This is a genomic window from Streptomyces noursei ATCC 11455, from assembly GCF_001704275.1.
Lineage (GTDB): Bacteria > Actinomycetota > Actinomycetes > Streptomycetales > Streptomycetaceae > Streptomyces > Streptomyces noursei.
Map to the genome: position 1 here is coordinate 3,808,922 of NZ_CP011533.1, position 19,645 is coordinate 3,828,566.

A 19,645-nucleotide genomic window follows, 5' to 3' on the forward strand; every position below is an offset into this window, starting at 1 on the left:
CGGATTTCGGGATCACCCCTTACCGATCATCGCCCGCGCCGACCGCGCCTCGTCACCCGGCACCCCGCGTCACCTCCGGAACCTCCGTCGCTCCGGCCCCGGCGGCGGCTCCGGCGAGTCCGCCAGCCGCACCACCGGGTCGTCCGCGCCGCCGAGCCGCCCGGCCACCACCGGCCCAGCGGACTTCGCCGCCTTGGCCCGGTACTGGGCGGCGTCCGCGAGCCGGAAGAGGCGGCGGGCGCTGTGCACCGGCCCGATCGGGTCGCCGGTCGAGGCGACCCCGACCGCGACCCCCTCGCCGAGGTCCAGCTCACCGGCCCGCCGGCACAGCTCACCGGCCACCTTGGCCACCTCCTCGCTCCCCGGACCGACCGCCAGCAGGCAGAACTCGTCGCCGCCCAGCCGCGCCACGAGCGTCCCCGGCAGCATCGCGCCGCACAGCGACAGCACCGACCCGAAGCGCTCCAGCAGCCGGTCGCCGACCGCGTGCCCGCGCGAGTCGTTCACCTGCTTCAGCCCGTTCAGATCGCACACCACCAGGCTGACCGCCACACCGTCCACGCGGTGCCGCTCCAACGCCTCGTCCAGTCGCATGTCGACGGCCCGACGGTTGGCCAGGCCGGTCAGCGCGTCGGTGAACGCCAGTCGGCGGGCCTCCGCGAGCCGCTCGGTCTGGGCGATCCCGGCGGCCGTGACGGCGGCCAGCACGGTCGCGAAATCGACGTCCGCCCGCCCGAACACCGGCTCCCCGGCCCGCCGCGCCACATACAGCTCGCCCCATGCCCGGCCGTGCAGCACGATCGGGGCCACCACGCAGCAGCCCCGGCCGCGCCGGCGCAGCGCGGCCACCCGCTGATGGTTGTACGAGCCCCCCACCGGCCCGCCCTCCCGCGGCCCGCCCTCAGCGAACTCCACCCACGCGCCGGGCTCCCCGCCACCGGCCCACTGCTCGTGCAGGAACTCGACGACCTCCGGGAACTCGTGCACCGGATACGCCTCGTCGTCGGGGAACTCCCGCTCCCCCGGGGCGAGTTCGCCGACGTTCGCCAGCACCCGCAGCCGCCCGCGCTCACGCTCCCACTTGGAGAGGGCCGCGAAGGAGCCCGCCAGCGCCCGCCGTGCGCCCTGCGCGGCGGCCCGGGCCGAGTCGCGCAGCGCCGGCGCGGCGGCCATCGCCTGCGCCAGCTCCACCACGGCCCGCAGCCTCGCGTCAGCCTCGCCCGTCACCGGATCCTCACATTCCGTCACCGTGAGCACGCTCCGTACTACAGCGTAGGAATGATTGACCCGATTCGCCCCTTCCGCTGGTCAGCGACCGGACGGGGCGGGGCGGAGCGTCACTCCCCCGGCCAGTTCGGGTCCCGCTTCTCGTTGAAGGCCGCGACCCCCTCGGCCCGGTCCCCGGAGAACGCCACGCTGCGCCAGGCGCCGTCCTCCAGGTCCAGCCCGGCCCGCAGATCCAGGCCCTGGCCGAGCCGCATGGCGCGCTTGGCCGCGCGCAGCCCCACCGGCGAGTTACGGGCCATCGCGGCGGCCAGCTCCAGCGCCTCCGTCCGGTCCTGCCCGTCCGCCACCACCCGGTCCACCAGCCCCAGCTCGCCGGCCTCGGCCGCCGGCACCCGGCGCGCGGTGAACACCAGCTCGGCGGCGCGCGCCGCGCCCACCCGGCGCGGCAGCAGCTGCGTCCCGCCCCCGCCGGGGATGACGCCCACCGACACCTCCGGCAGCCCCACCACCGCGGTGCCGTCCGCGACGATCAGATCGCAGGCCAGCGCCAACTCGTAACCGCCACCGAGCGCGAAGCCGTGCACCGCCGCGATCGTCGGCATCGGCAGCTCCAGCACCCCGGTGTACGCGGCCCGGGTGCGCGGCCGCTGCCGCATCAGATCGGCGTCGGTGAAGGAGTTCCGCTCCTTGAGGTCGGCCCCCACGCAGAACGCCCGCTCATGGGTGGAGGTGAGCACCACCGCCCGCACGGAACGGTCGGCGGCCAGCTCGGCGCACGCCTGTGCCAGCGCGTCGGCCATCGCCGTCGACACCGCGTTCATCGCCTTCGGCCGGTCCATGACCAGCTCCGCCACGAAGCCGTGCCGCGCCACGCCGACCCACTCGTCCGCACCGAACCGCCGCATACCGCTCATGCCGCCCTCCCGATTCCCGGTTAACGATCGTTGACCCGACCGCTGAGGATCATGTCAGCTCGCGCCGGTTTACGGCAGGGCCCACCGCGGCCGTGCACCTCACCCGCGCCGGGTCAACATCCACGGCTCGACGACGCCCAGACCGCGCACCGGCCGCTGCCACATCGGCTGCAGCGCGAAGCGGTACGGGGGCGGCGGGCTGCCGGTGCCCTCCTGGGCGGCCTTCTCCGCCGCCGCGGCATCCGCCTCGGAGACCGGTGCGTCGCCCGTACGCCCCAGTTCCTCCGCGAACGCCTGGTCCACCAGCACGGTGTCCTTCGGTGCTATCGAGGTCAGCCGGCTGGCCAGGTTGACGGTCGTCCCGAAGACATCGCCCATACGGGTCGTGACCGTGCCGAACGCGATGCCCACCCGCAGCTCGGGCATCGTCTCGTCGTGGCCCATGGTCTCGATCAGCCGCAGCCCGATCTCGGCGGCGATGCCCGCGTCGTCCGCCGCGAAGAGCACCTCGTCGCCCAGGGTCTTGATGAGCCGGCCGCCGTGCGCGGCGACCAGATCGGCGGCGGTGGTCTCGAACGCCTCGACCAGCTCGCCCAGTTCCTCTTCCTCCAGCCGCCGCGTCAGTCGGGTGAACCCGACCAGGTCGGCGAACCCGACGGCCAGTCGCCGGTCCACCATCTCCGCGTCGTCCTGCGCCTGGACCACCCGCCCGGTGGCCGCGGCCAGCTGCCGCCGCCACACGTAGACCAGGAACTCCTCCAACTCCGGGAGCAGCAGCTCGACCAGCGGATAGGTGATCTCCGTACGGGTCAGGCCGGAGTCCTGGGGCTCGGTCAGCCCCTCCAGGAACGAGTCGATCTGCCAGTCGGCGAGCCGCGCGGTGGTCTGACCGGTGGAACGGGCGACCTGCACCGCCATCGCCTCGCTCAGCAGCCCCGCCTCGACGAGACCGGCTAGCCGGCGCAGCGCCAGCACGTCGGCCTCGGTGAGGGCCTTGACCTGGCCGATGTCCGCGAAGCCCATGGCCCGCCAGAAGCGGGCCGCGAGGTCCATGGAGACGCCGGCGCTGCGGGCCGCCTGGAACGGCGTGTAGCGGCGCTCGGCCCCGAGGATGAGCTGTTCGAGCTTCACGGCGATGTTGTTCTCGCCGGTCTCGCCGTTGTCTTCGACGACGCCGTCGCCCGCTTCGGGACCGCCTGCGGGATCGCCCGCAGGGGCCTCACCCACCGCCTCGCCCTCGGCGTCCGCGCCGCGCGGGGTGGCCCCCGACTCGTCGGCCGTCACCGACCGCTCCCTGTCCGTTCCCTGCGCACGGCCCTTCCGATCTCGCTGCTCGCCCATGATCCGCTCCCTGCCGACGGACCGCCTCAACGATACGGCAGGTGTGCTCTGCCTCACGTAGCCGCTGCGCTCGGCTTCTTCCCACGTTGGGGTCGTGGTGGTGGCCGATTCCGCCGAACCACCTCCCCCCGCCGCGGCGGGCGACCCGCGACCGCCAGGGTCCGGTGGAACGAAGGAACCCACCGCAACCCCGACGAGGACGGACCGACCTACGCCGGTCGGAGGTGCACGATGTCGCCGGCGTCCACCGGTTGTTGGACGCCGTCCGACGTGGCGAGGACGAGGCGGCCGTCGGCGTCGAGCGCGACCGCCTCGCCGTCGATCGAGCGGTCGCCCGGCAGGTGCGCCCGCACCTTGCGCCCCAGCGTCGCGCAGCCCGCCGCGTACGCCGTCTGGAGGCGGCACGCGCCCGGATCGCCGTCCGCTTCCTGCCATTCGCCGTACCACTGCTCCAGCGAGCGGAGGACGGCCCGCAGCAGCGGGTCCCGGTCGGTGTTGGCGGCGCCCGCGAGGGCCAGCGAGCCGGCGGTGGGGACGGGGAGTTCGTCGGCGGTGAGCGAGACGTTGAGGCCCATGCCGATGACGACGCCGTCGGCGGCGCGTTCGGCGAGGATGCCGCCGAGCTTGCGTTCCGCGCCGTCCACCGTGATCAGCAGGTCGTTGGGCCACTTGAGCGCGGTGTCGACGCCGGCGGAGCGGGCGATCGCGGTGGCCGCGGCCACCCCGGTGAGGAGGGGGAGCCAGCCCCAGCGGGCCGGCGGCACGGTCGGCGTGAGGTAGACGGAGAAGAAGAGCCCGGAGCGGGGCGGCGCCGACCAGCGGCGGTCGAGCCGGCCGCGGGCGGCGGACTGTTCCTCGGCGATGAGGACGGCGCCCTCGCGCAGGCCGCCGGCCGCCGCCCGCTCGACGAGGTCGGTGTTGGTGGACCCGGTGGCGGGGACGACGTCCAGTGAGGACCAGAGCGAGCCGGGGCGGACGAGGGCCCGGCGCAGCGCGTTCGCGTTCAGCGGCGGGCGGCTCAGATCACTCCAGCGACCGGCGTCTTTGTCCCGGTTTTCCGGTGGTTGAGGCGTCATGGCCCCAGCCTAGGTGTGGTCAACGACGCAGTGCCGCAGAGCAGTCCCGCCGATACGCTACGAGTCGGTAGCCACACCCGTACCTCCCCCAGTACGAGTGCCAGTCCAGGACGAGCAGGAGCCGCATCCCGATGTCCGAACCGGAAGCAAACATCCACACCACCGCGGGCAAATTGGCGGATCTGCAGCGACGGGTCGAGGAAGCCACGCATGCCGGCTCCGCCCGTGCGGTGGAAAAGCAGCACGCCAAGGGGAAGTTGACGGCGCGTGAGCGCATCGATCTCCTGCTGGACGAGGGCTCGTTCGTCGAGCTCGACGAGTTCGCCCGGCACCGGTCGACGAATTTCGGGATCGAGAAGAACCGGCCGTACGGCGATGGCGTGGTCACGGGTTACGGAACGGTCGACGGGCGGCCGGTCTGTGTGTATTCACAGGACTTCACGATCTTCGGCGGGTCGCTCGGCGAGGTCTACGGCGAGAAGATCGTCAAGGTGATGGACTTCGCGCTGAAGAACGGCTGTCCGGTCATCGGGATCAATGACGGCGGCGGTGCCCGCATTCAGGAGGGCGTGGCCGCCCTCGGGCTGTTCGCAGAGATTTTCCGGCGGAATGTGCACGCGTCGGGCGTGGTGCCGCAGATTTCCCTGATCGTGGGTCCGTGCGCGGGTGGCGCGGTGTATTCGCCGGCCATCACGGATTTCACGGTGATGGTCGACCAGACCTCGCACATGTTCATCACCGGGCCGGACGTCATCAAGACGGTGACGGGCGAGGACGTCGGTTTCGAGGAGCTGGGCGGGGCCCGTACGCACAACACCACCTCGGGCGTGGCGCACCACATGGCGGGCGACGAGAAGGACGCCATCGAGTACGTCAAGGGGCTGCTGTCGTACCTGCCGTCGAACAACCTCTCCGATCCGCCGGCCTTCCCGGAGGACGCGGACCTGGCGGTCACCGACGCGGACCGTGAGCTGGACACGCTGATCCCGGACTCGGCCAACCAGCCGTACGACATGCACACCGCGATCGAGCACGTGCTGGACGACGGCGAATTCCTGGAGACCCAGGCGCTGTTCGCGCCGAACATCCTCACCGGGTTCGGGCGGGTCGAGGGGCACTCGGTCGGCGTGGTGGCCAACCAGCCGATGCAGTTCGCGGGCTGTCTGGACATCAACGCGAGCGAGAAGGCCGCGCGGTTCGTGCGCACCTGCGACGCGTTCAACATCCCGGTGCTGACGTTCGTCGACGTCCCGGGCTTCCTGCCGGGCACGGACCAGGAGTACGACGGGATCATCCGGCGCGGCGCCAAGCTGATCTACGCCTACGCGGAGGCGACGGTTCCGCTGATCACCGTGATCACCCGGAAGGCGTTCGGCGGCGCGTACGACGTCATGGGCTCCAAGCACCTGGGCGCGGACCTGAACCTCGCCTGGCCGACCGCGCAGATCGCCGTGATGGGCGCCCAGGGCGCGGTCAACATCCTGCACCGCCGGACGCTGGCGGCGATCGAGGACCCGGCCGCGCAGGAGACCCGCCGCCAGGAGCTGATCCAGGAGTACGAGGACACCCTGCTGAACCCCTACGTCGCGGCCGAGCGGGGCTATGTCGACGCGGTGATCATGCCGTCCGACACCCGGCGGCACATCGTCCGCGGGCTGCGCACGCTGCGCAACAAGCGGGAGGCGCTGCCGCCGAAGAAGCACGGCAACATCCCGCTGTAGTCCCCGCCGTAGGAGGTCGATGACGATGATCAAGGTCGTACGGGGCAATCCCACGCCCGAGGAGCTGGCCGCCGCGCTGGCGGTGGTCAAGGCCCGGGCGGCGGCGGTGGCCGCCGGCGCCGCGCCGGACAGCGGTGGGCGCGGCAGCGAGTGGTCGGATCCGGCGGCGACGGTTCCGGCCCGGTCCCGGATGCCCCATCCGGGACCGCGGGCCTGGCGGACCAGCTTCTGGCCGCGATGACCCGCGGAACAGATCGGTGCATTGTGCACTGACTAGTCCTTGGCGGTGCGGCGCCTGAGTATGCGTACTCAGGCGCCGTCGCCGTCGAGGGCGGGAGGATCGAGGCCATGCTGTGGTCCGATCCGCCCGATGAACCGCCCGAGGAGCTGCGCGAGGTGCAGGCGAAGCTCCGTCGGATGGGCTTCGTGCTCGCCACGGCGATCATGGTGGGGACGCTGGTGCTCCTGATCAGGTGACGCCCTCACGGGACCGGTGGTTCCCGCGGGTCCGGCACCCCATCCGCCCCACGGACCTCACCTCTCTCCGCAACCGCAGCGGCCGAATTTGCATCTTTCTCTCTCGACAGTGCAATTCGGGCATGCGGCCGTGGAGTGACCGGCCGGCCGCCGTGCCGGCCGGGAGGGAAGATCATGAACAGGCCGCTCAGACACATAGCCGTCTTCTGCGGGGTGCTGGTGCTCGCCCTGCTGGTCCGGGTGACCTGGGTGCAGTTCCTGCAGGCCGATCAGCTCGCGAACGACGCCAACAACCGGCGGGTCAAGATCGAGGCGTACTCGTATCCGCTCGGCAACATCATCGTCGACGGCAAGCCGATCACCGGGTCCACGGAGACCAGCGGCGACTTCAAGTACAAGCGGACCTACACCGACGGCGCGATGTACGCCCCGGTCACCGGGTACGCCCGGCAGGCGGCGGGCGAGACGATGCTGGAGGGCGTCTACCGCAAGGTGCTCAGCGGCAAGGACGACCGGCTGTTCTTCAACCGCGCGCGGGGCATGCTGACCGGCGAGAAGCCGCGCGGCGGCGACGTCCTGACCACCATCAGCGAGAAGGCGCAGAAGGCCGCGTACAAGGGGCTGACCGATCTGCACGCGACCGGCGCGGTGGTCGCCCTGGACCCGCGGAGCGGCAAGATCCTGGCGATGGCGAGCACGCCGTCCTACGACCCGTCGACGTTCGCGGGGCTGTCCGGCGCGGAGGGCGAGAAGTACCTCGCCCTCGACCGGGACAAGTCCAAGCCGATGAACAACCGGGCGCTGCGCGAGATCTACCCGCCCGGCTCGACCTTCAAGGTGCTCACCGCGGCCGCGGCCCTGGAGCACGGCACCGTCACCGACATCAACGCCTCCTCCGGCGCCCCGGCCCCGTACACGCTGCCGCAGACCCACACCCAGGTCGGCAACGACGTCGTGGGGGCGCCCTGCGACAAGGCGTCGCTGAAGACCGGCATGCAGTGGTCCTGCAACAACGTCTTCCTGGACGCCGCGCACAAGCTGGGCACGGACAAGATGCGGGAGACCGCGGAGAAATTCGGATTCAACTCGGAGCACTTCGTTCCGGTGCGTTCCGCGGTGAGCGGATATCCGAAGAAGCTCGACCAGCCGCAGACCGCGCTGACCGGTATGGGGCAGGGCAGCCTGACCAGCACCCCGTTGCAGATGGCGATGGTCGCCGCCGGAATCGCCAACAACGGCAAGGTGATGAAGCCGTACCTGGTCGAGGAGCTGCGCGGCCCGGACCTGTCCACGATCGAGAAGTTCGATCCGGCGCCGCTGAATTCCGGGGACCCGCAGGCGGTCTCCGAGAGCACCGCGAAAAAGGTGCAGGAAATGATGGAGTACACCGTTTCGGACGGCACCGCCTCGAAGGCGAAGATCGACGGGGTGACGGTCGGCGGCAAGACCGGTACCGCGCAGCACGGCGCGGACGTGAACGACGAGCGGCCCTACGCCTGGTTCGTCTCCTACGCGAAGCTTCCCGACGGGAGTTCGCCGGTGGCGGTGGCGGTCTTCGTCGACCCGAAGGACATGGACATCCCGCGCTCGGAGATCGCCGGTGGAAAGCTGGGCGGACCGATCGCGAAGTCGGTGATGCAGGCCGTCCTGAACAAGTGAGGTCGCGCTGAACGACCGGAACGGCGCCGGAGCGCGAAACGCCTGACATGGCGAGCGGGCCGGACGACCGGAGAAGGGGAATTGCCCCCTTTCCCTCCGGGCGTCCGGCCCGTTTTCCTTGCATGCCCGACACCCCCTTATGGAGGCTTTAGGCCGCCTCCCACTACCGCCCTGATGCCCGGCATTGACAAGCCCTCGCGAAGGAGCCGCGCAGGTGTCCTCGACGGCGCACGCCCTCGTCATGGCCGCCCTCGGTGCGGCGGCGATCCTGACGGGGCTGCTGGGGTGGCTGGCGCTGCGGGCCGCCGACCGTCGGACCCCGGCCCACTGACCGCCGCCGGCTCCGTACGATGGCGGGCATGACCGAAGCTCCCGGCCCCCGCCGCCTCGTCCTCGCCTCCCAGTCCCCGGCCCGTCTCGGTCTGCTCCGGCAGGCCGGGCTGGCACCCGAGGTCGTGATAAGCGGGGTCGACGAGGACGCGCTCACCGCCGCCACCCCGGAGGAGCTGGCCCGCGTGCTGGCCGAGGCGAAGGCCGCCGCGGTCGCGGCCCGGCCGGAGGCCGCCGGTGCGCTGGTCGTCGGCTGCGACTCGGTGCTGGAGCTGGACGGGCGGGCGCTCGGCAAGCCGGCGGACGCCGAGGACGCCACGGCCCGCTGGAAGTCGATGCGCGGCCGGTCCGGGATCCTGCGCACCGGTCACTGCGTGATCGACACCGCGTCGGGCCGTCAGGTTTCGGCCACCGCGTCCACCACGGTCCGGTTCGGCGAGCCCGGCGACGCCGAGATCGCCGCGTACGTGGCGAGCGGTGAACCGCTGTACGTGGCGGGCGCGTTCACCCTCGACGGCCGCTCGGCGCCGTTCATCGACGGGATCGACGGCGACCCGGGCAACGTCATCGGCCTGTCCCTGCCGCTGTTCCGCCGCCTGCTGGCCGACCTGGGCATCGCGATCACCGATCTGTGGGCCTGAGCCGCCCGGGACGCCGATCGCCCGCCGCGGGCGTGCCCTCCCGCCGGTGATTTTCGGCCGGGTGGTGAGCGCTGCGCATCGTCGGGGAACCGATGGTTCCGAGACGACCGCCAGCGCGAGGAGTGTTCCGAATGGCCAAGATCCTGATCGTCGCCGGAGACGCGAGCGAGGACCTGGAGTTCTTCTACCCGTACCAGCGGCTGCTGGAGGAGGGGTACGAGGTCCTGGTCGCGGCACCGTCGCGGAAGAAGCTGCGGTTCGTCACGCATGACTTCGTCGAGGGCTTCGACACCTACACCGAGTCGGCGGGCCACTCCTGGCCGGCCGACCTCGCACTGTCCGAGGTCGATCCGGCGGAGTACGCGGCGCTGGTCCTGCCCGGTGGCCGGGCGCCCGAATACCTGCGGCACGACCCGGACTTCGGTCGGGTGGTCACGCACTTCTTCGACGCGGACAAGCCGGTCGCGCACATCTGCCACGCGGCCATCGCGCTGGCGCCGATCGGGGTGCTGAAGGGCCGCCGGACCTCCGCCTACCCCGCCTGCGCGGCGGAGGTGGAGCTGGGCGGCGGGGACTTCGTCGACGGGTCGGCGGTGGTGGACGGCAAGGTCGTCTCGGCCCGTGCCTGGCCGGACCAGCCGGAGTGGATGCGGGCGTTCGTCGAGATCCTGCGGGAGCACGCGCCGGCGGGGCGGCCCGCGGGGAGCTGAGGGCCCGGGTGGCGGCCCCGCGGCCGCCACGTCCGGTCGGGCAGCGCGCCGGGGCACCGTCGGCGGCGCACCACGAGGCGTCGGACGCCCCGACGCGAGACCCAACACCCCCCGCCACACCCCGAGTTAGGGACGCGAACGGGGTCGACGGGGTCAGGCGGGGGCGCCGCCCGTGGCGGGGTCCTCGGCCGGCGCCCGGTCCGGGCGCGGTTCGCCGTAGGCGACCAGGGTCAGCACGAGCAGCGCGAGCACCACCATCAGGGCGGCGAACGCCGGCCAGCCGACCAGGCCGACGACGAGCGCGCCGACGACGCCGTGCGCCACCGCGCAGCAGATCAGCGCGATGCGCGTCAGGCGGCCGGGCGCCCGGTCCCGCAGCGCGGCGCGCAGCAGCACCGCGGCGCAGAAGAGGAGGAAGAGTGCGGCGACCGCGGCGCCGCCCCAGGCACCGACGGACATCGCGTCCGGCCGCAGCCCGGCCAGGGACATCTGCTGCCGGTCGACCACGATGCTCAGGATCCAGTTCAGCAGCAGGATCCCGACCGTCTCCAGGACCAGGACCACCGCCGCCGCCAGGGCCACCGGTCTGCGTGCCGCGATCATCGCGCCCACCCCACTTCCGCCGTCGTGCGCTCTCCGCGCCGCCGTCCGCCGCCGTCCGCCGCCGTCCGCCGCCGTTACGAACTGTTACCAGGAGTACAGAAGGCATCCCGCACGCTACTAACGGGTAACGGTCACGGCAAGGGGTCTGCACCACCGCGTCCGACCCCCCGTCGGCATGCCCCCGCCCGCCGCGCCCACCCAAAAACTTTCACTCGCCCATTCGTAGGGACTCCACAAAGAATTGACGGTTCGCCGGGCGTCCACAGCCCGAGACCTAGGCCACACCGCGCCGCGCGCCGAAGCCCGGGAATCCGGGCCTACCCTGGGATTCCAACGGGCTTTGGCCCCTCACCATCGCCGCGTGCACGCTCCGTGTGGGCAAGCTCACCCCAGGGAACGGGTCGGCACGCGGTGTCGCCAGTCCCTAAACTCGCTGCGTTCAGTGTGTTGCGGCGTAGCGCCAAGGAAGGACCCATCGTGCGCAAGGTGCTCATCGCCAACCGTGGCGAAATCGCTGTCCGCGTTGCCCGTGCATGTCGGGACGCCGGGATCGGGAGCGTAGCCGTCTACGCCGACCCGGACCGGGACGCCCTGCACGTCCGCGCCGCGGACGAGGCCTACGCCTTGGGCGGTGACACCCCTGCCACCAGCTACCTGGACATCGCCAAGGTCCTCCAGGCGGCCGCCGATTCCGGTGCGGACGCCATCCACCCCGGCTACGGCTTCCTCTCCGAGAACGCCGAGTTCGCGCAGGCCGTGCTCGACGCCGGCCTGACCTGGATCGGCCCGCCGCCGCACGCCATCCGCGACCTCGGCGACAAGGTCGCGGCCCGGCACATCGCGCAGCGCGCCGGTGCCCCGCTGGTCGCCGGCACCCCGGACCCGGTCTCCGGCTCCGACGAGGTCGTCGCCTTCGCCAAGGAGCACGGGCTGCCGATCGCGATCAAGGCGGCGTTCGGCGGCGGCGGCCGCGGCCTGAAGGTCGCCCGGACCCTGGACGAGGTCCCCGAGCTCTACGACTCCGCGGTGCGCGAGGCGGTCGCCGCCTTCGGCCGCGGCGAGTGCTTCGTCGAGCGCTACCTCGACCGCCCCCGGCACGTCGAGACCCAGTGCCTGGCCGACAAGCACGGCAACGTCGTGGTCGTCTCCACCCGCGACTGCTCGCTGCAGCGCCGCCACCAGAAGCTCGTCGAGGAGGCCCCCGCGCCGTTCCTGAGCGACGAGCAGAACGCCGAGCTGTACCGCGCGTCCAAGGCCATCCTCAAGGAGGCCGGCTACGAGGGCGCCGGCACCTGCGAGTTCCTCGTCGGCCAGGACGGCACCATCTCCTTCCTGGAGGTCAACACCCGCCTCCAGGTGGAGCACCCGGTCACCGAGGAGGTCACCGGCCTGGACCTGGTCCGCGAGATGTTCCGGATCGCCGACGGCGAGGAGCTGGGCTACGACGACCCGGCCGTGCGCGGCCACTCCTTCGAGTTCCGGATCAACGGCGAGGACCCGGGCCGCAACTTCCTCCCCGCGCCCGGCACGGTCACGCGGTTCGACGCGCCGTCGGGTCCGGGCGTCCGCCTGGACGCGGGCGTGGAGGCCGGCTCGGTCATCGGCCCCGCCTGGGACTCCCTGCTGGCCAAGCTGATCATCACCGGCGCCACCCGCGAGCAGGCCCTCCAGCGGGCCGCCCGGGCGCTGAACGAGTTCCAGGTGGAGGGCATGGCCACCGCCATCCCGTTCCACCGCACGGTCGTCAAGGACCCGGCGTTCGCGCCCGAACTCACCGGCTCCACCGAGCCGTTCACGGTCCACACCCGCTGGATCGAGACCGAGTTCGCCAACGAGATCCCGCCGTTCGCCTCGCCCGGCGGCGAGGAGGCCGAGGCGGACAGCCGCGAGACGGTCGTGGTCGAGGTCGGCGGCAAGCGCCTGGAGGTCTCGCTGCCGGCGTCGCTCGGCATGCCGCTGGCCCGCGCCGCGGTCGCCGGGGGTGCCAAGCCCAAGCGCAAGGCCACCAAGAAGACCGGCAGCGCGGTCTCCGGTGACACCCTGGCCTCCCCGATGCAGGGCACCATCGTCAAGGTCGCCGTCGAGGAGGGCCAGCAGGTCACCGAGGGCGAGCTGATCGTCGTCCTGGAGGCGATGAAGATGGAGCAGCCGATCAACGCGCACCGCTCGGGCACCGTCAAGGGCCTGAGTGCCGAGGTGGGCGCGGCCCTCACCTCCGGCGCGGCGATCTGCGAGATCAAGGACTGAAGCGTCCACCGACCGGCATAGGGGCGGGCTCCCGGTACACCGCGTACTTGGGAGCCCGCCCCTTTTTGCTTTCTTTCCCGCCCGGCCTCCCGCCGGTGTCGCGGACACGACCTACGACTTCCCCACGACCTCCTCGGGGAACATCAGCGTCCGGCTCATCCACTGGAGCGCGGCGGGAAGTTCGCGGCGCCAGGTGGCGAAGTTGTGGCTGCCGTGGTCGAGGACGATGGAGTCCGCCTTCATGGGCGGGCGGACCGCGGCCAGGAACGCGCGGGCCGCCGGGTAGTTCTTCTCGCCGCTGCGGCTGGTGCCGATCAGGACGTTGACGTCGGGGGCGGGCAGGTTCTTCAGCCGCCACATCAGGTCGTGCTCCGAGCGGCGCTGGCCGCGTGCCTTGTCGTCGCCGAAGAGGTTGCCTGTGGTGGGGTCGTTGGAGACCTTGTAGTCGGGCGAGAGGGCCGCCGCGGCGGTGTAGGTGCGCGGGTGGCGCATGGCGAGCTGGAGGGCGCAACTGCCGCCGGAGGAGTAGCCGAGCACGCCCCAGGCGCCCGGGTCGTGACCCACCCGGTAGTGCGACTTCAGGGCGTCCGGGACGTCCTGCGCGAAGAAGGTCTCGGCCTGCGGGCCGCCGGGAACGTCGACGCACTGGGTGTCCCGCGGCGGCGCGATGGTGGGCCGCAGCATCACGATGACCGTCGGCTGGAGGGTGCCGTTGCGGACCAGCTTCGCGGCGGTCTCCGGCAGCCGGAGGTGCTGGCCCAGCAGGAATATCCCGCCCGGATAGCCGCTGAGCGCGACGACGACGGGGAATCTCTGCCGGGCGTACTGCTTCTGGAAGTACTGCGGCGGCAGGTAGACGTACGCCGGGTCCACCACCCGGGTCCGCTTGCCGACGATCCGTACGGTCTCGACCTTGCCGTTCTTCTCCGGCGGGCCCTTGGGCACCCCGTGCACCTTGTCCAGCCCCTCCGGGCCGGACGCCTGCACCAGGCCCTTGGACGGGTCGCCGGCGGGCCCGGCGGCGCCCTCGTTGCCCCACTTGCCGACCGCGGCGGGCGCCCCGTCGTACAGGCCGAGCAGTTCGTGCCAGGAGGCGTAGAACTGGAAGTTGGTGTTCACCACCAGACCGAGCGCGGCCACGACGGCCAGCTGGGTCCCGGCGATCACGCCGAGCCGCCCCAGCACCGCCCGTGGGCCCCGTCCCGAGAGCCGCGGCCAGATCCAGACCGTGAGCCCCACACAGGCCAAAGCGAGGGCGATCATGGCGTACAGCAGTGGCCGGCTGGTCAGTCCCATGCGATGTTCCCCAGACTTCCTGGACGGCTCCGGACGTCCCCGGAAGCCCTCTTTGCGCCTGGTTTGATGGCCCTTGGAGGGGGGACGTTGCAGCCTTTCCCAGGAGTTCGCCGGCCCGACGGGCGCGATACCCCGAACGGTCACCGGCCGGCCGCCACCCGGCCACCGGCGCCGCCGGACGGACGCCCCGGTCCGCCCCCGGCACGGCGATGGCATGCTGGACGCGGGATCGAGGAGGGACGGCGGATGGCGACCGAGACGGCAGGGCAGCGACGGGCGGAGCGGGCCGCCGCGGCGCACGCACCGGCGGGGAAGCCGGCGTCCCCGGACGCGCCCGCGGTACGCCCCATGCGGGCCGACGCGCGCCGGAACTACGAGCGGCTGCTGGCCGAGGCCCGGACCGCCTTCACGGAGCACGGCACGGACAGCTCGCTGGAGGACATCGCGCGCCGGGCCGGCGTCGGCATCGGCACCCTCTACCGGCACTTCCCCAACCGCACCGCCCTGATGGGCGCGGTCTTCCAGGGCGAGGTGGAGGCCCTGCTCTGCTACGCCCGGGAGCTGGCCGACGCCCCCCAGCCGTGCACCGCGCTGGTGGACTGGCTGCGCGCGCTGATCACCCACGCCAGCACCTACCGGGGCCTGTCGCGGGCCCTGATGACCGCGTACGCGGACGAGAGCTCGGGGATGGCGCGCTGCCGCGTCCCGCTCGGCGAGGCCGGGTCCGCGCTGCTGGCCCGGGCCCAGCAGGCCGGGGCGGTGCGCCGGGACGTCGTCATCGGCGATCTGCTCCAGCTCACCAACGGCATCGCGCTGGCCGCCGAGGAGTCCCCGGACGATCCGGAGCTGGCCGACCGGCTGCTGACGCTGACCCTGCGCGGGCTGAAGGCCGGCGGGACGGGCCGGGAGGCGGGGGCGTAGGCCGCCGCCGGCGCAGCGGTGCGCACCCCGGCAGCCCCGGGCCGGACTCTCCGGCCCGCCGGCGCCCGCGCTCCCGCCCGGCACAGGACCCGGGGCGGGACCGCGAAGTCCCGCCTGCCGGCCTCCGGCCGGACGACGGGACTTCGCCGGACCCGGCCCGGGGCGACAGGTCCTAGCGGCGCCGGGGCGCCAGATCCGCCACCCGGCCGTCCCCGAGCGAACCCGCCGAGCGCAGCTGCGGCGCCCCGGGCGCGGCGCCCGGGTGGTTGCGCCGCTGACCCGGCAGCGGCACGTCCCGCCGTGGACCCCGGCGCTCCGGCGGGGCGGCCTCCATGCCCGGCTGGGCCGGCGGCTGCCCGGGGAGCGAGCCGCTGGCGACGGCGATCTGGACGCCCTGGTCGGCCAGCGCCTGCAACTCCGTGGCGGCACGGTCGTCGTGGGCGGGCGGTTCGTCCGTCACGAGCCGGGTGATGACGTCCGTCGGCACGGTCTGGAACATGGTGTCGGAGCCGAGCTTGGTGTGGTCGGCGAGCACCACCACCTCCCCCGCCGCCTGCACCAGCGCCCGGTCGACGCTGGCGGAGAGCATGTTGGAGGTGGACAGCCCGCGTTCGGCGGTCAGGCCGCTGCCCGACAGGAAGGCGCGGGAGACCCGCAGCCCCTGGAGGGACTGCTCGGCACCGCTGCCGACCAGCGCGTAGTTGGAACCGCGCAGGGTCCCGCCGGTCATCACCACCTCCACGCGGTTGGCATGGGCCAGCGCCTGGGCGACCAGGAGCGAGTTGGTGACGACGGTCAGGCCGGGGACCCGGGCGAGCCGGCGGGCCAGCTCCTGGGTGGTGGTCCCGGCACCGACGACGATGGCCTCGCCCTCTTCGACGAAGCCTGCCGCGAGATCGGCGATGGCCGTCTTCTCCGCGGTTGCGAGGTGGGACTTCTGTGGGAAGCCGGACTCGCGGGTGAAACCTCCCGGTAGGACCGCACCGCCGTGCCGGCGGTCCAGCAGTCCCTCTGCCTCCAGCGCCCGCACGTCGCGCCGTACGGTTACTTCGGAGGTCTGGACGACACGGGCGAGCTCACGGAGCGACACCGCTCCGTTTGCGCGCACCATTTCTAGGATCAATTGGCGACGTTCTGCAGCGAACACGAAACTGACAGTAACGCCAACGACCGTCTGTTTTCAGCAGGTTGCACCAATTAACGGAAGTTGTTCACACGGCATCGCTTCACGTGGTAAGCGGCATGCACATGCCTCACTCCCCGTCACCGTGTGTGCTCAAACCCGCTCGACGCCTGGTCAGTTGCGCTCTTGGGCAATCGACCACCGCACCCCGGGCGAGGCGCTCGGTCCTGACCATGCAGGACCGTTTCACCCCAAGTGCCCACCGTAGGCACAAATGTTTCATGCGCCTGCTTGCGGAACGCCGGTCAGTCGCCGGCCGCCTTCCGGGTGTGCAGCTGCCGGGCGACCTCGGCGATCGAGCCGGACAGCGACGGGTAGACGGTGAAGGCACTGGCGATCTGCTCGACCGTCAGGTTGTTGTCGACCGCGATCGAAATCGGGTGGATCAGCTCACTGGCCCGCGGCGAGACCACCACGCCGCCGACCACGATGCCGGTGCCGGGGCGGCAGAACAGCTTCACGAAACCGTCGCGGATGCCCTGCATCTTGGCGCGCGGGTTGCGCAGCAGTGGGAGCTTGACCGCCCGGGCGTCGATCACGCCGTTGTCGATGTCGGCCTGGGAGTAGCCGACGGTGGCGATCTCGGGGTCGGTGAAGACGTTGGCGGAGACGGTCTTGAGGTTGAGCGGGGTGACCGCGTCGCCGAGGAAGTGGTACATCGCGATCCGGCCCTGCATGGCGGCGACCGACGCCAGCGCGAAGACGCCGGTGCAGTCGCCGGCGGCGTAGACGCCGGGGGCGGTGGTCCGCGAGACCTTGTCGGTCCAGATGTGCCCGGACTCCTTCAGCTTGACGCCGGCGCCCTCCAGGCCGATCCCCTCAGTGTTCGGGATGGAGCCCACCGCCATCAGGCAGTGCGTGCCGGAGATCGTCCGGCCGTCGGCGAGGGTGACCTCGACCCGGTCGCCCACCCGCTTGGCGGACTGCGCCCGGGACCGCGCCATGACGTTCATCCCGCGGCGGCGGAAGACGTCCTCCAGCACGGCGGCGGCGTCCGGGTCCTCGCCCGGCAGCACCCGGTCGCGCGAGGAGACCAGGGTGACCCGGGACCCCAGCGCCTGGTACGCGCCGGCGAACTCGGCACCGGTGACGCCGGATCCGACGACGATGAGTTCCTCGGGCAGCTCGGTGAGGTCGTAGACCTGCGTCCAGTTCAGGATCCGCTCGCCGTCCGGCTGGGCGTCCGGGATCTCACGCGGGTGGGCGCCGGTGGCGATCAGCACCGCGTCGGCGATCAGGCCCTCGGTCGAGCCGTCGGCGGCGGTGACCGTGACCTTGCGGGAGCCGTCCGGGGCCTGGCCCGGCTCCAGCCGGCCGCGACCGCGCATCACCCGGCCGCCGGCACGGGTGACCGAGGCGGTGATGTCGTGGGACTGGGCCAGCGCCAGCCGCTTGACCCGTCGGTTGACCTTGCCGAGATCGACCCCGACGACCCGCGCGGGACGCTCCTTGAACGGGGTGTCGTCCTCGACGATGATGCCGAGCTCTTCGTAGGAGGAGTCGAAGGTCGTCATCACCTCGGCCGTGGCGATGAGGGTCTTCGACGGGACGCAGTCGGTCAGTACCGACGCTCCCCCCAGACCGTCGCAGTCGACGACGGTCACCTCCGCGCCGAGCGAGGCCGCCACCAGGGCCGCTTCGTATCCGCCGGGCCCACCACCGATGATCACGATCCGAGTCACGTACTCCATTGTCCCGCACGCCCGTCGGTGCCTCTCCCCCGGGGGCGCGGAGGTCACCGGGCGGGCGCCGGGCGTGTGCTCTCGCCAGCCGGTTGTACGAATCTCCGGTACCACGAGCCCAACGGGGAACCTCCCGTACCCTCGGAAGCATGTCGCTCTACGCCGCGTACGCCGGCAACCTCGACGCGCGGCTGATGTCCCGCCGCGCACCGCACTCGCCGCTGCGCGGCACCGGCTGGCTGAACGGCTGGCGGCTCACGTTCGGCGGGGAGCAGATGGGCTGGGAGGGCGCCCTGGCGACGGTCGTCGAGGACCCCGGTTCCCAGCTCTTCGTCGCGCTCTACGACATCGCTCCCATGGACGAGGAGTCGATGGACCGTTGGGAGGGCGTCGGCCTGGACATCTACCGCCGGATGCGGGTCCGGGTGCACACCCTCGACGGCGACGAGGCCGCGTGGATCTACGTCCTCAACGGCTACGAGGGCGGCCTCCCCTCGGCCCGCTATCTGGGCGAGATCGCCGACGCGGCCGAATCCGCCGGCGCCCCGCACGACTACGTCATGGAGATCCGCAAGCGCCCGTGCTGAGGTGGCCGCTCCCCCCGGGCCGCGAGACCGCCCGGGAACGCTTTGGCAAAAGCCACAAGCCGACGCCCACCGGCCCGTGGACAGCGACATCTACGCGCGTAGGGGATTACCGGCTACCCTCGTCCGCGTGAACGCATCTGTTACCCCGGACATCGACCCGAAGGGCGCCGCCGACGCCGCGGCGGCCCGCCTCCGCGAGCTCACCGGAGCCGAGCAGCACGACGTCGCCCTGGTCATGGGCTCCGGCTGGGCCCCGGCTGCCGAGGCCCTGGGCGCCCCCGATCACGAGTTCCCGGTCACCGAGCTGCCCGGCTTCCCGCCGCCGGCCGTCGCCGGCCACGGCGGCAAGATCCGCTCGTACAAGATCGGCGAGAAGCGCGCCCTGGTCTTCCTCGGCCGCACCCACTTCTACGAGGGCCGCGGGGTCGCCGCGGTCGCGCACGGCGTCCGCACCGCCGTCGCGGCCGGCTGCAAGACCGTGGTGCTCACCAACGGCTGCGGCGGCCTGCGCGACGGCATGCGCCCCGGCCAGCCGGTCCTCATCGGCGACCACCTCAACCTCACCGCCACCTCCCCGATCGCCGGCGCCAACTTCGTCGACCTGACCGACCTGTACTCGCCGCGGCTGCGCGCGCTGTGCAAGGAGGTCGACGCGAGCCTGGAGGAGGGCGTCTACGCCCAGCTCCCCGGCCCGCACTACGAGACCCCGGCCGAGATCCGGATGCTGCGGACCATGGGCGCCGACCTGGTCGGCATGTCCACCGTCCTGGAGGCGATCGCGGCCCGCGAGGCCGGCGCCGAGGTGCTGGGCATCTCGCTGGTGACGAACCTCGCCGCCGGCATGACGGGCGAGCCGCTGAACCACGAGGAGGTGCTCCAGGCAGGCCGCGACTCCGCGATCGCGATGGGCACGCTGCTCGGCCAGGTCCTCAGCAAGATCTAGCCGATACCGGCACCCGGACAGGCCCGGGGCCCGTCCGGGCGGCAGGATCCCGCTGCCGGCCCGAGCCGGCGGGCGGGACCGGCGGAC

General features: G+C 72.3%; 18 protein-coding genes. 10 read left to right on the top strand and 8 right to left on the bottom strand.

Annotated features, from left to right (window positions below):
• Positions 1-69: 69 nt before the first annotated feature.
• The 4 genes from SNOUR_RS15830 to SNOUR_RS15845 all read right to left on the bottom strand — a co-directional run bounded on the left by SNOUR_RS15830 (position 70) and on the right by SNOUR_RS15845 (position 4,558).
• The gene (locus SNOUR_RS15830; RefSeq protein WP_067358357.1) at positions 70-1,173 is read right to left on the bottom strand and encodes a GGDEF domain-containing protein; all 1,104 of its coding nucleotides are present in this window, start codon (positions 1,171-1,173) and stop codon (positions 70-72) included.
• Between the two features lie 164 nt (positions 1,174-1,337).
• Positions 1,338-2,132 carry an enoyl-CoA hydratase/isomerase family protein gene (locus tag SNOUR_RS15835; RefSeq protein ID WP_376738587.1) on the bottom strand — a complete coding sequence of 265 codons (795 nt, stop codon included), beginning with the start codon at positions 2,130-2,132 and terminating at the stop codon, positions 1,338-1,340.
• Between the two features lie 108 nt (positions 2,133-2,240).
• On the bottom strand, positions 2,241-3,425 hold the full coding sequence (locus SNOUR_RS15840) for an adenylate/guanylate cyclase domain-containing protein (protein WP_067347465.1): 1,185 nt from the start codon (positions 3,423-3,425) through the stop codon (positions 2,241-2,243).
• Positions 3,426-3,691: 266 nt separating this feature from the next.
• Positions 3,692-4,558 carry a biotin--[acetyl-CoA-carboxylase] ligase gene (locus SNOUR_RS15845; RefSeq protein WP_067347468.1) on the bottom strand — a complete coding sequence of 289 codons (867 nt, stop codon included), beginning with the start codon at positions 4,556-4,558 and terminating at the stop codon, positions 3,692-3,694.
• Between the two features lie 131 nt (positions 4,559-4,689).
• Here SNOUR_RS15845 and SNOUR_RS15850 point away from each other — a divergent pair, with 131 nt between their 5' ends.
• From SNOUR_RS15850 to SNOUR_RS15870, 6 genes are all read left to right on the top strand, one after another.
• The gene (locus SNOUR_RS15850; protein ID WP_067347471.1) at positions 4,690-6,279 is read left to right on the top strand and encodes an acyl-CoA carboxylase subunit beta; all 1,590 of its coding nucleotides are present in this window, start codon (positions 4,690-4,692) and stop codon (positions 6,277-6,279) included.
• A 25-nt stretch (positions 6,280-6,304) separates the two neighbouring features.
• Complete coding sequence (locus SNOUR_RS15855) at positions 6,305-6,520, top strand: acyl-CoA carboxylase epsilon subunit (protein ID WP_039640938.1); 216 nt, start codon at positions 6,305-6,307, stop codon at positions 6,518-6,520.
• A 107-nt stretch (positions 6,521-6,627) separates the two neighbouring features.
• The gene (gene mmpB / locus SNOUR_RS48340; protein WP_258018278.1) at positions 6,628-6,756 is read left to right on the top strand and encodes a morphogenic membrane protein MmpB; all 129 of its coding nucleotides are present in this window, start codon (positions 6,628-6,630) and stop codon (positions 6,754-6,756) included.
• Positions 6,757-6,930: 174 nt separating this feature from the next.
• Complete coding sequence (locus SNOUR_RS15860) at positions 6,931-8,415, top strand: peptidoglycan D,D-transpeptidase FtsI family protein (RefSeq protein WP_067347474.1); 1,485 nt, start codon at positions 6,931-6,933, stop codon at positions 8,413-8,415.
• A 359-nt stretch (positions 8,416-8,774) separates the two neighbouring features.
• Complete coding sequence (locus SNOUR_RS15865) at positions 8,775-9,386, top strand: Maf family protein (protein ID WP_067347476.1); 612 nt, start codon at positions 8,775-8,777, stop codon at positions 9,384-9,386.
• Positions 9,387-9,517: 131 nt separating this feature from the next.
• On the top strand, positions 9,518-10,096 hold the full coding sequence (locus SNOUR_RS15870; RefSeq protein WP_067347479.1) for a DJ-1/PfpI family protein: 579 nt from the start codon (positions 9,518-9,520) through the stop codon (positions 10,094-10,096).
• 153 nt (positions 10,097-10,249) lie between these two features.
• On the opposite strand, the gene SNOUR_RS15875 is transcribed toward SNOUR_RS15870, so the two are convergent.
• Entirely contained in the window at positions 10,250-10,708 is a 459-nt protein-coding gene (locus SNOUR_RS15875) for a hypothetical protein (RefSeq protein ID WP_376738517.1), read from the bottom strand.
• Positions 10,709-11,176: 468 nt separating this feature from the next.
• Between SNOUR_RS15875 and SNOUR_RS15880 the strand changes: the two genes are divergently transcribed.
• Positions 11,177-12,946, top strand: coding sequence for an acetyl/propionyl/methylcrotonyl-CoA carboxylase subunit alpha (locus tag SNOUR_RS15880; protein ID WP_067347482.1), 1,770 nt, complete (start codon positions 11,177-11,179; stop codon positions 12,944-12,946).
• A 111-nt stretch (positions 12,947-13,057) separates the two neighbouring features.
• Here the strand turns inward: SNOUR_RS15880 and SNOUR_RS15885 are convergent, their stop codons facing one another.
• Entirely contained in the window at positions 13,058-14,242 is a 1,185-nt protein-coding gene (locus SNOUR_RS15885) for an alpha/beta hydrolase (RefSeq protein ID WP_067347484.1), read from the bottom strand.
• Between the two features lie 246 nt (positions 14,243-14,488).
• Here SNOUR_RS15885 and SNOUR_RS15890 point away from each other — a divergent pair, with 246 nt between their 5' ends.
• Positions 14,489-15,163 (top strand): TetR/AcrR family transcriptional regulator, encoded by a 675-nt coding sequence (locus SNOUR_RS15890; RefSeq protein WP_376738518.1) that lies wholly within the window; start codon positions 14,489-14,491, stop codon positions 15,161-15,163.
• A gap of 172 nt (positions 15,164-15,335) precedes the next feature.
• Here the strand turns inward: SNOUR_RS15890 and SNOUR_RS15895 are convergent, their stop codons facing one another.
• Entirely contained in the window at positions 15,336-16,274 is a 939-nt protein-coding gene (locus tag SNOUR_RS15895) for a DeoR/GlpR family DNA-binding transcription regulator (RefSeq protein ID WP_067347487.1), read from the bottom strand.
• A 317-nt stretch (positions 16,275-16,591) separates the two neighbouring features.
• Positions 16,592-18,037, bottom strand: a complete 1,446-nt coding sequence (locus SNOUR_RS15900) for an NAD(P)H-quinone dehydrogenase (protein WP_067347490.1) — start codon at positions 18,035-18,037, stop codon at positions 16,592-16,594.
• 140 nt (positions 18,038-18,177) lie between these two features.
• On the opposite strand from SNOUR_RS15900, the gene SNOUR_RS15905 reads away from it, so the two are divergent.
• Both SNOUR_RS15905 and SNOUR_RS15910 read left to right on the top strand, forming a co-directional pair.
• Positions 18,178-18,615 carry a gamma-glutamylcyclotransferase family protein gene (locus tag SNOUR_RS15905; RefSeq protein WP_043265802.1) on the top strand — a complete coding sequence of 146 codons (438 nt, stop codon included), beginning with the start codon at positions 18,178-18,180 and terminating at the stop codon, positions 18,613-18,615.
• Between the two features lie 127 nt (positions 18,616-18,742).
• The gene (locus SNOUR_RS15910) at positions 18,743-19,558 is read left to right on the top strand and encodes a purine-nucleoside phosphorylase (RefSeq protein ID WP_067347493.1); all 816 of its coding nucleotides are present in this window, start codon (positions 18,743-18,745) and stop codon (positions 19,556-19,558) included.
• The last annotated feature ends 87 nt before the right edge of the window (positions 19,559-19,645 follow it).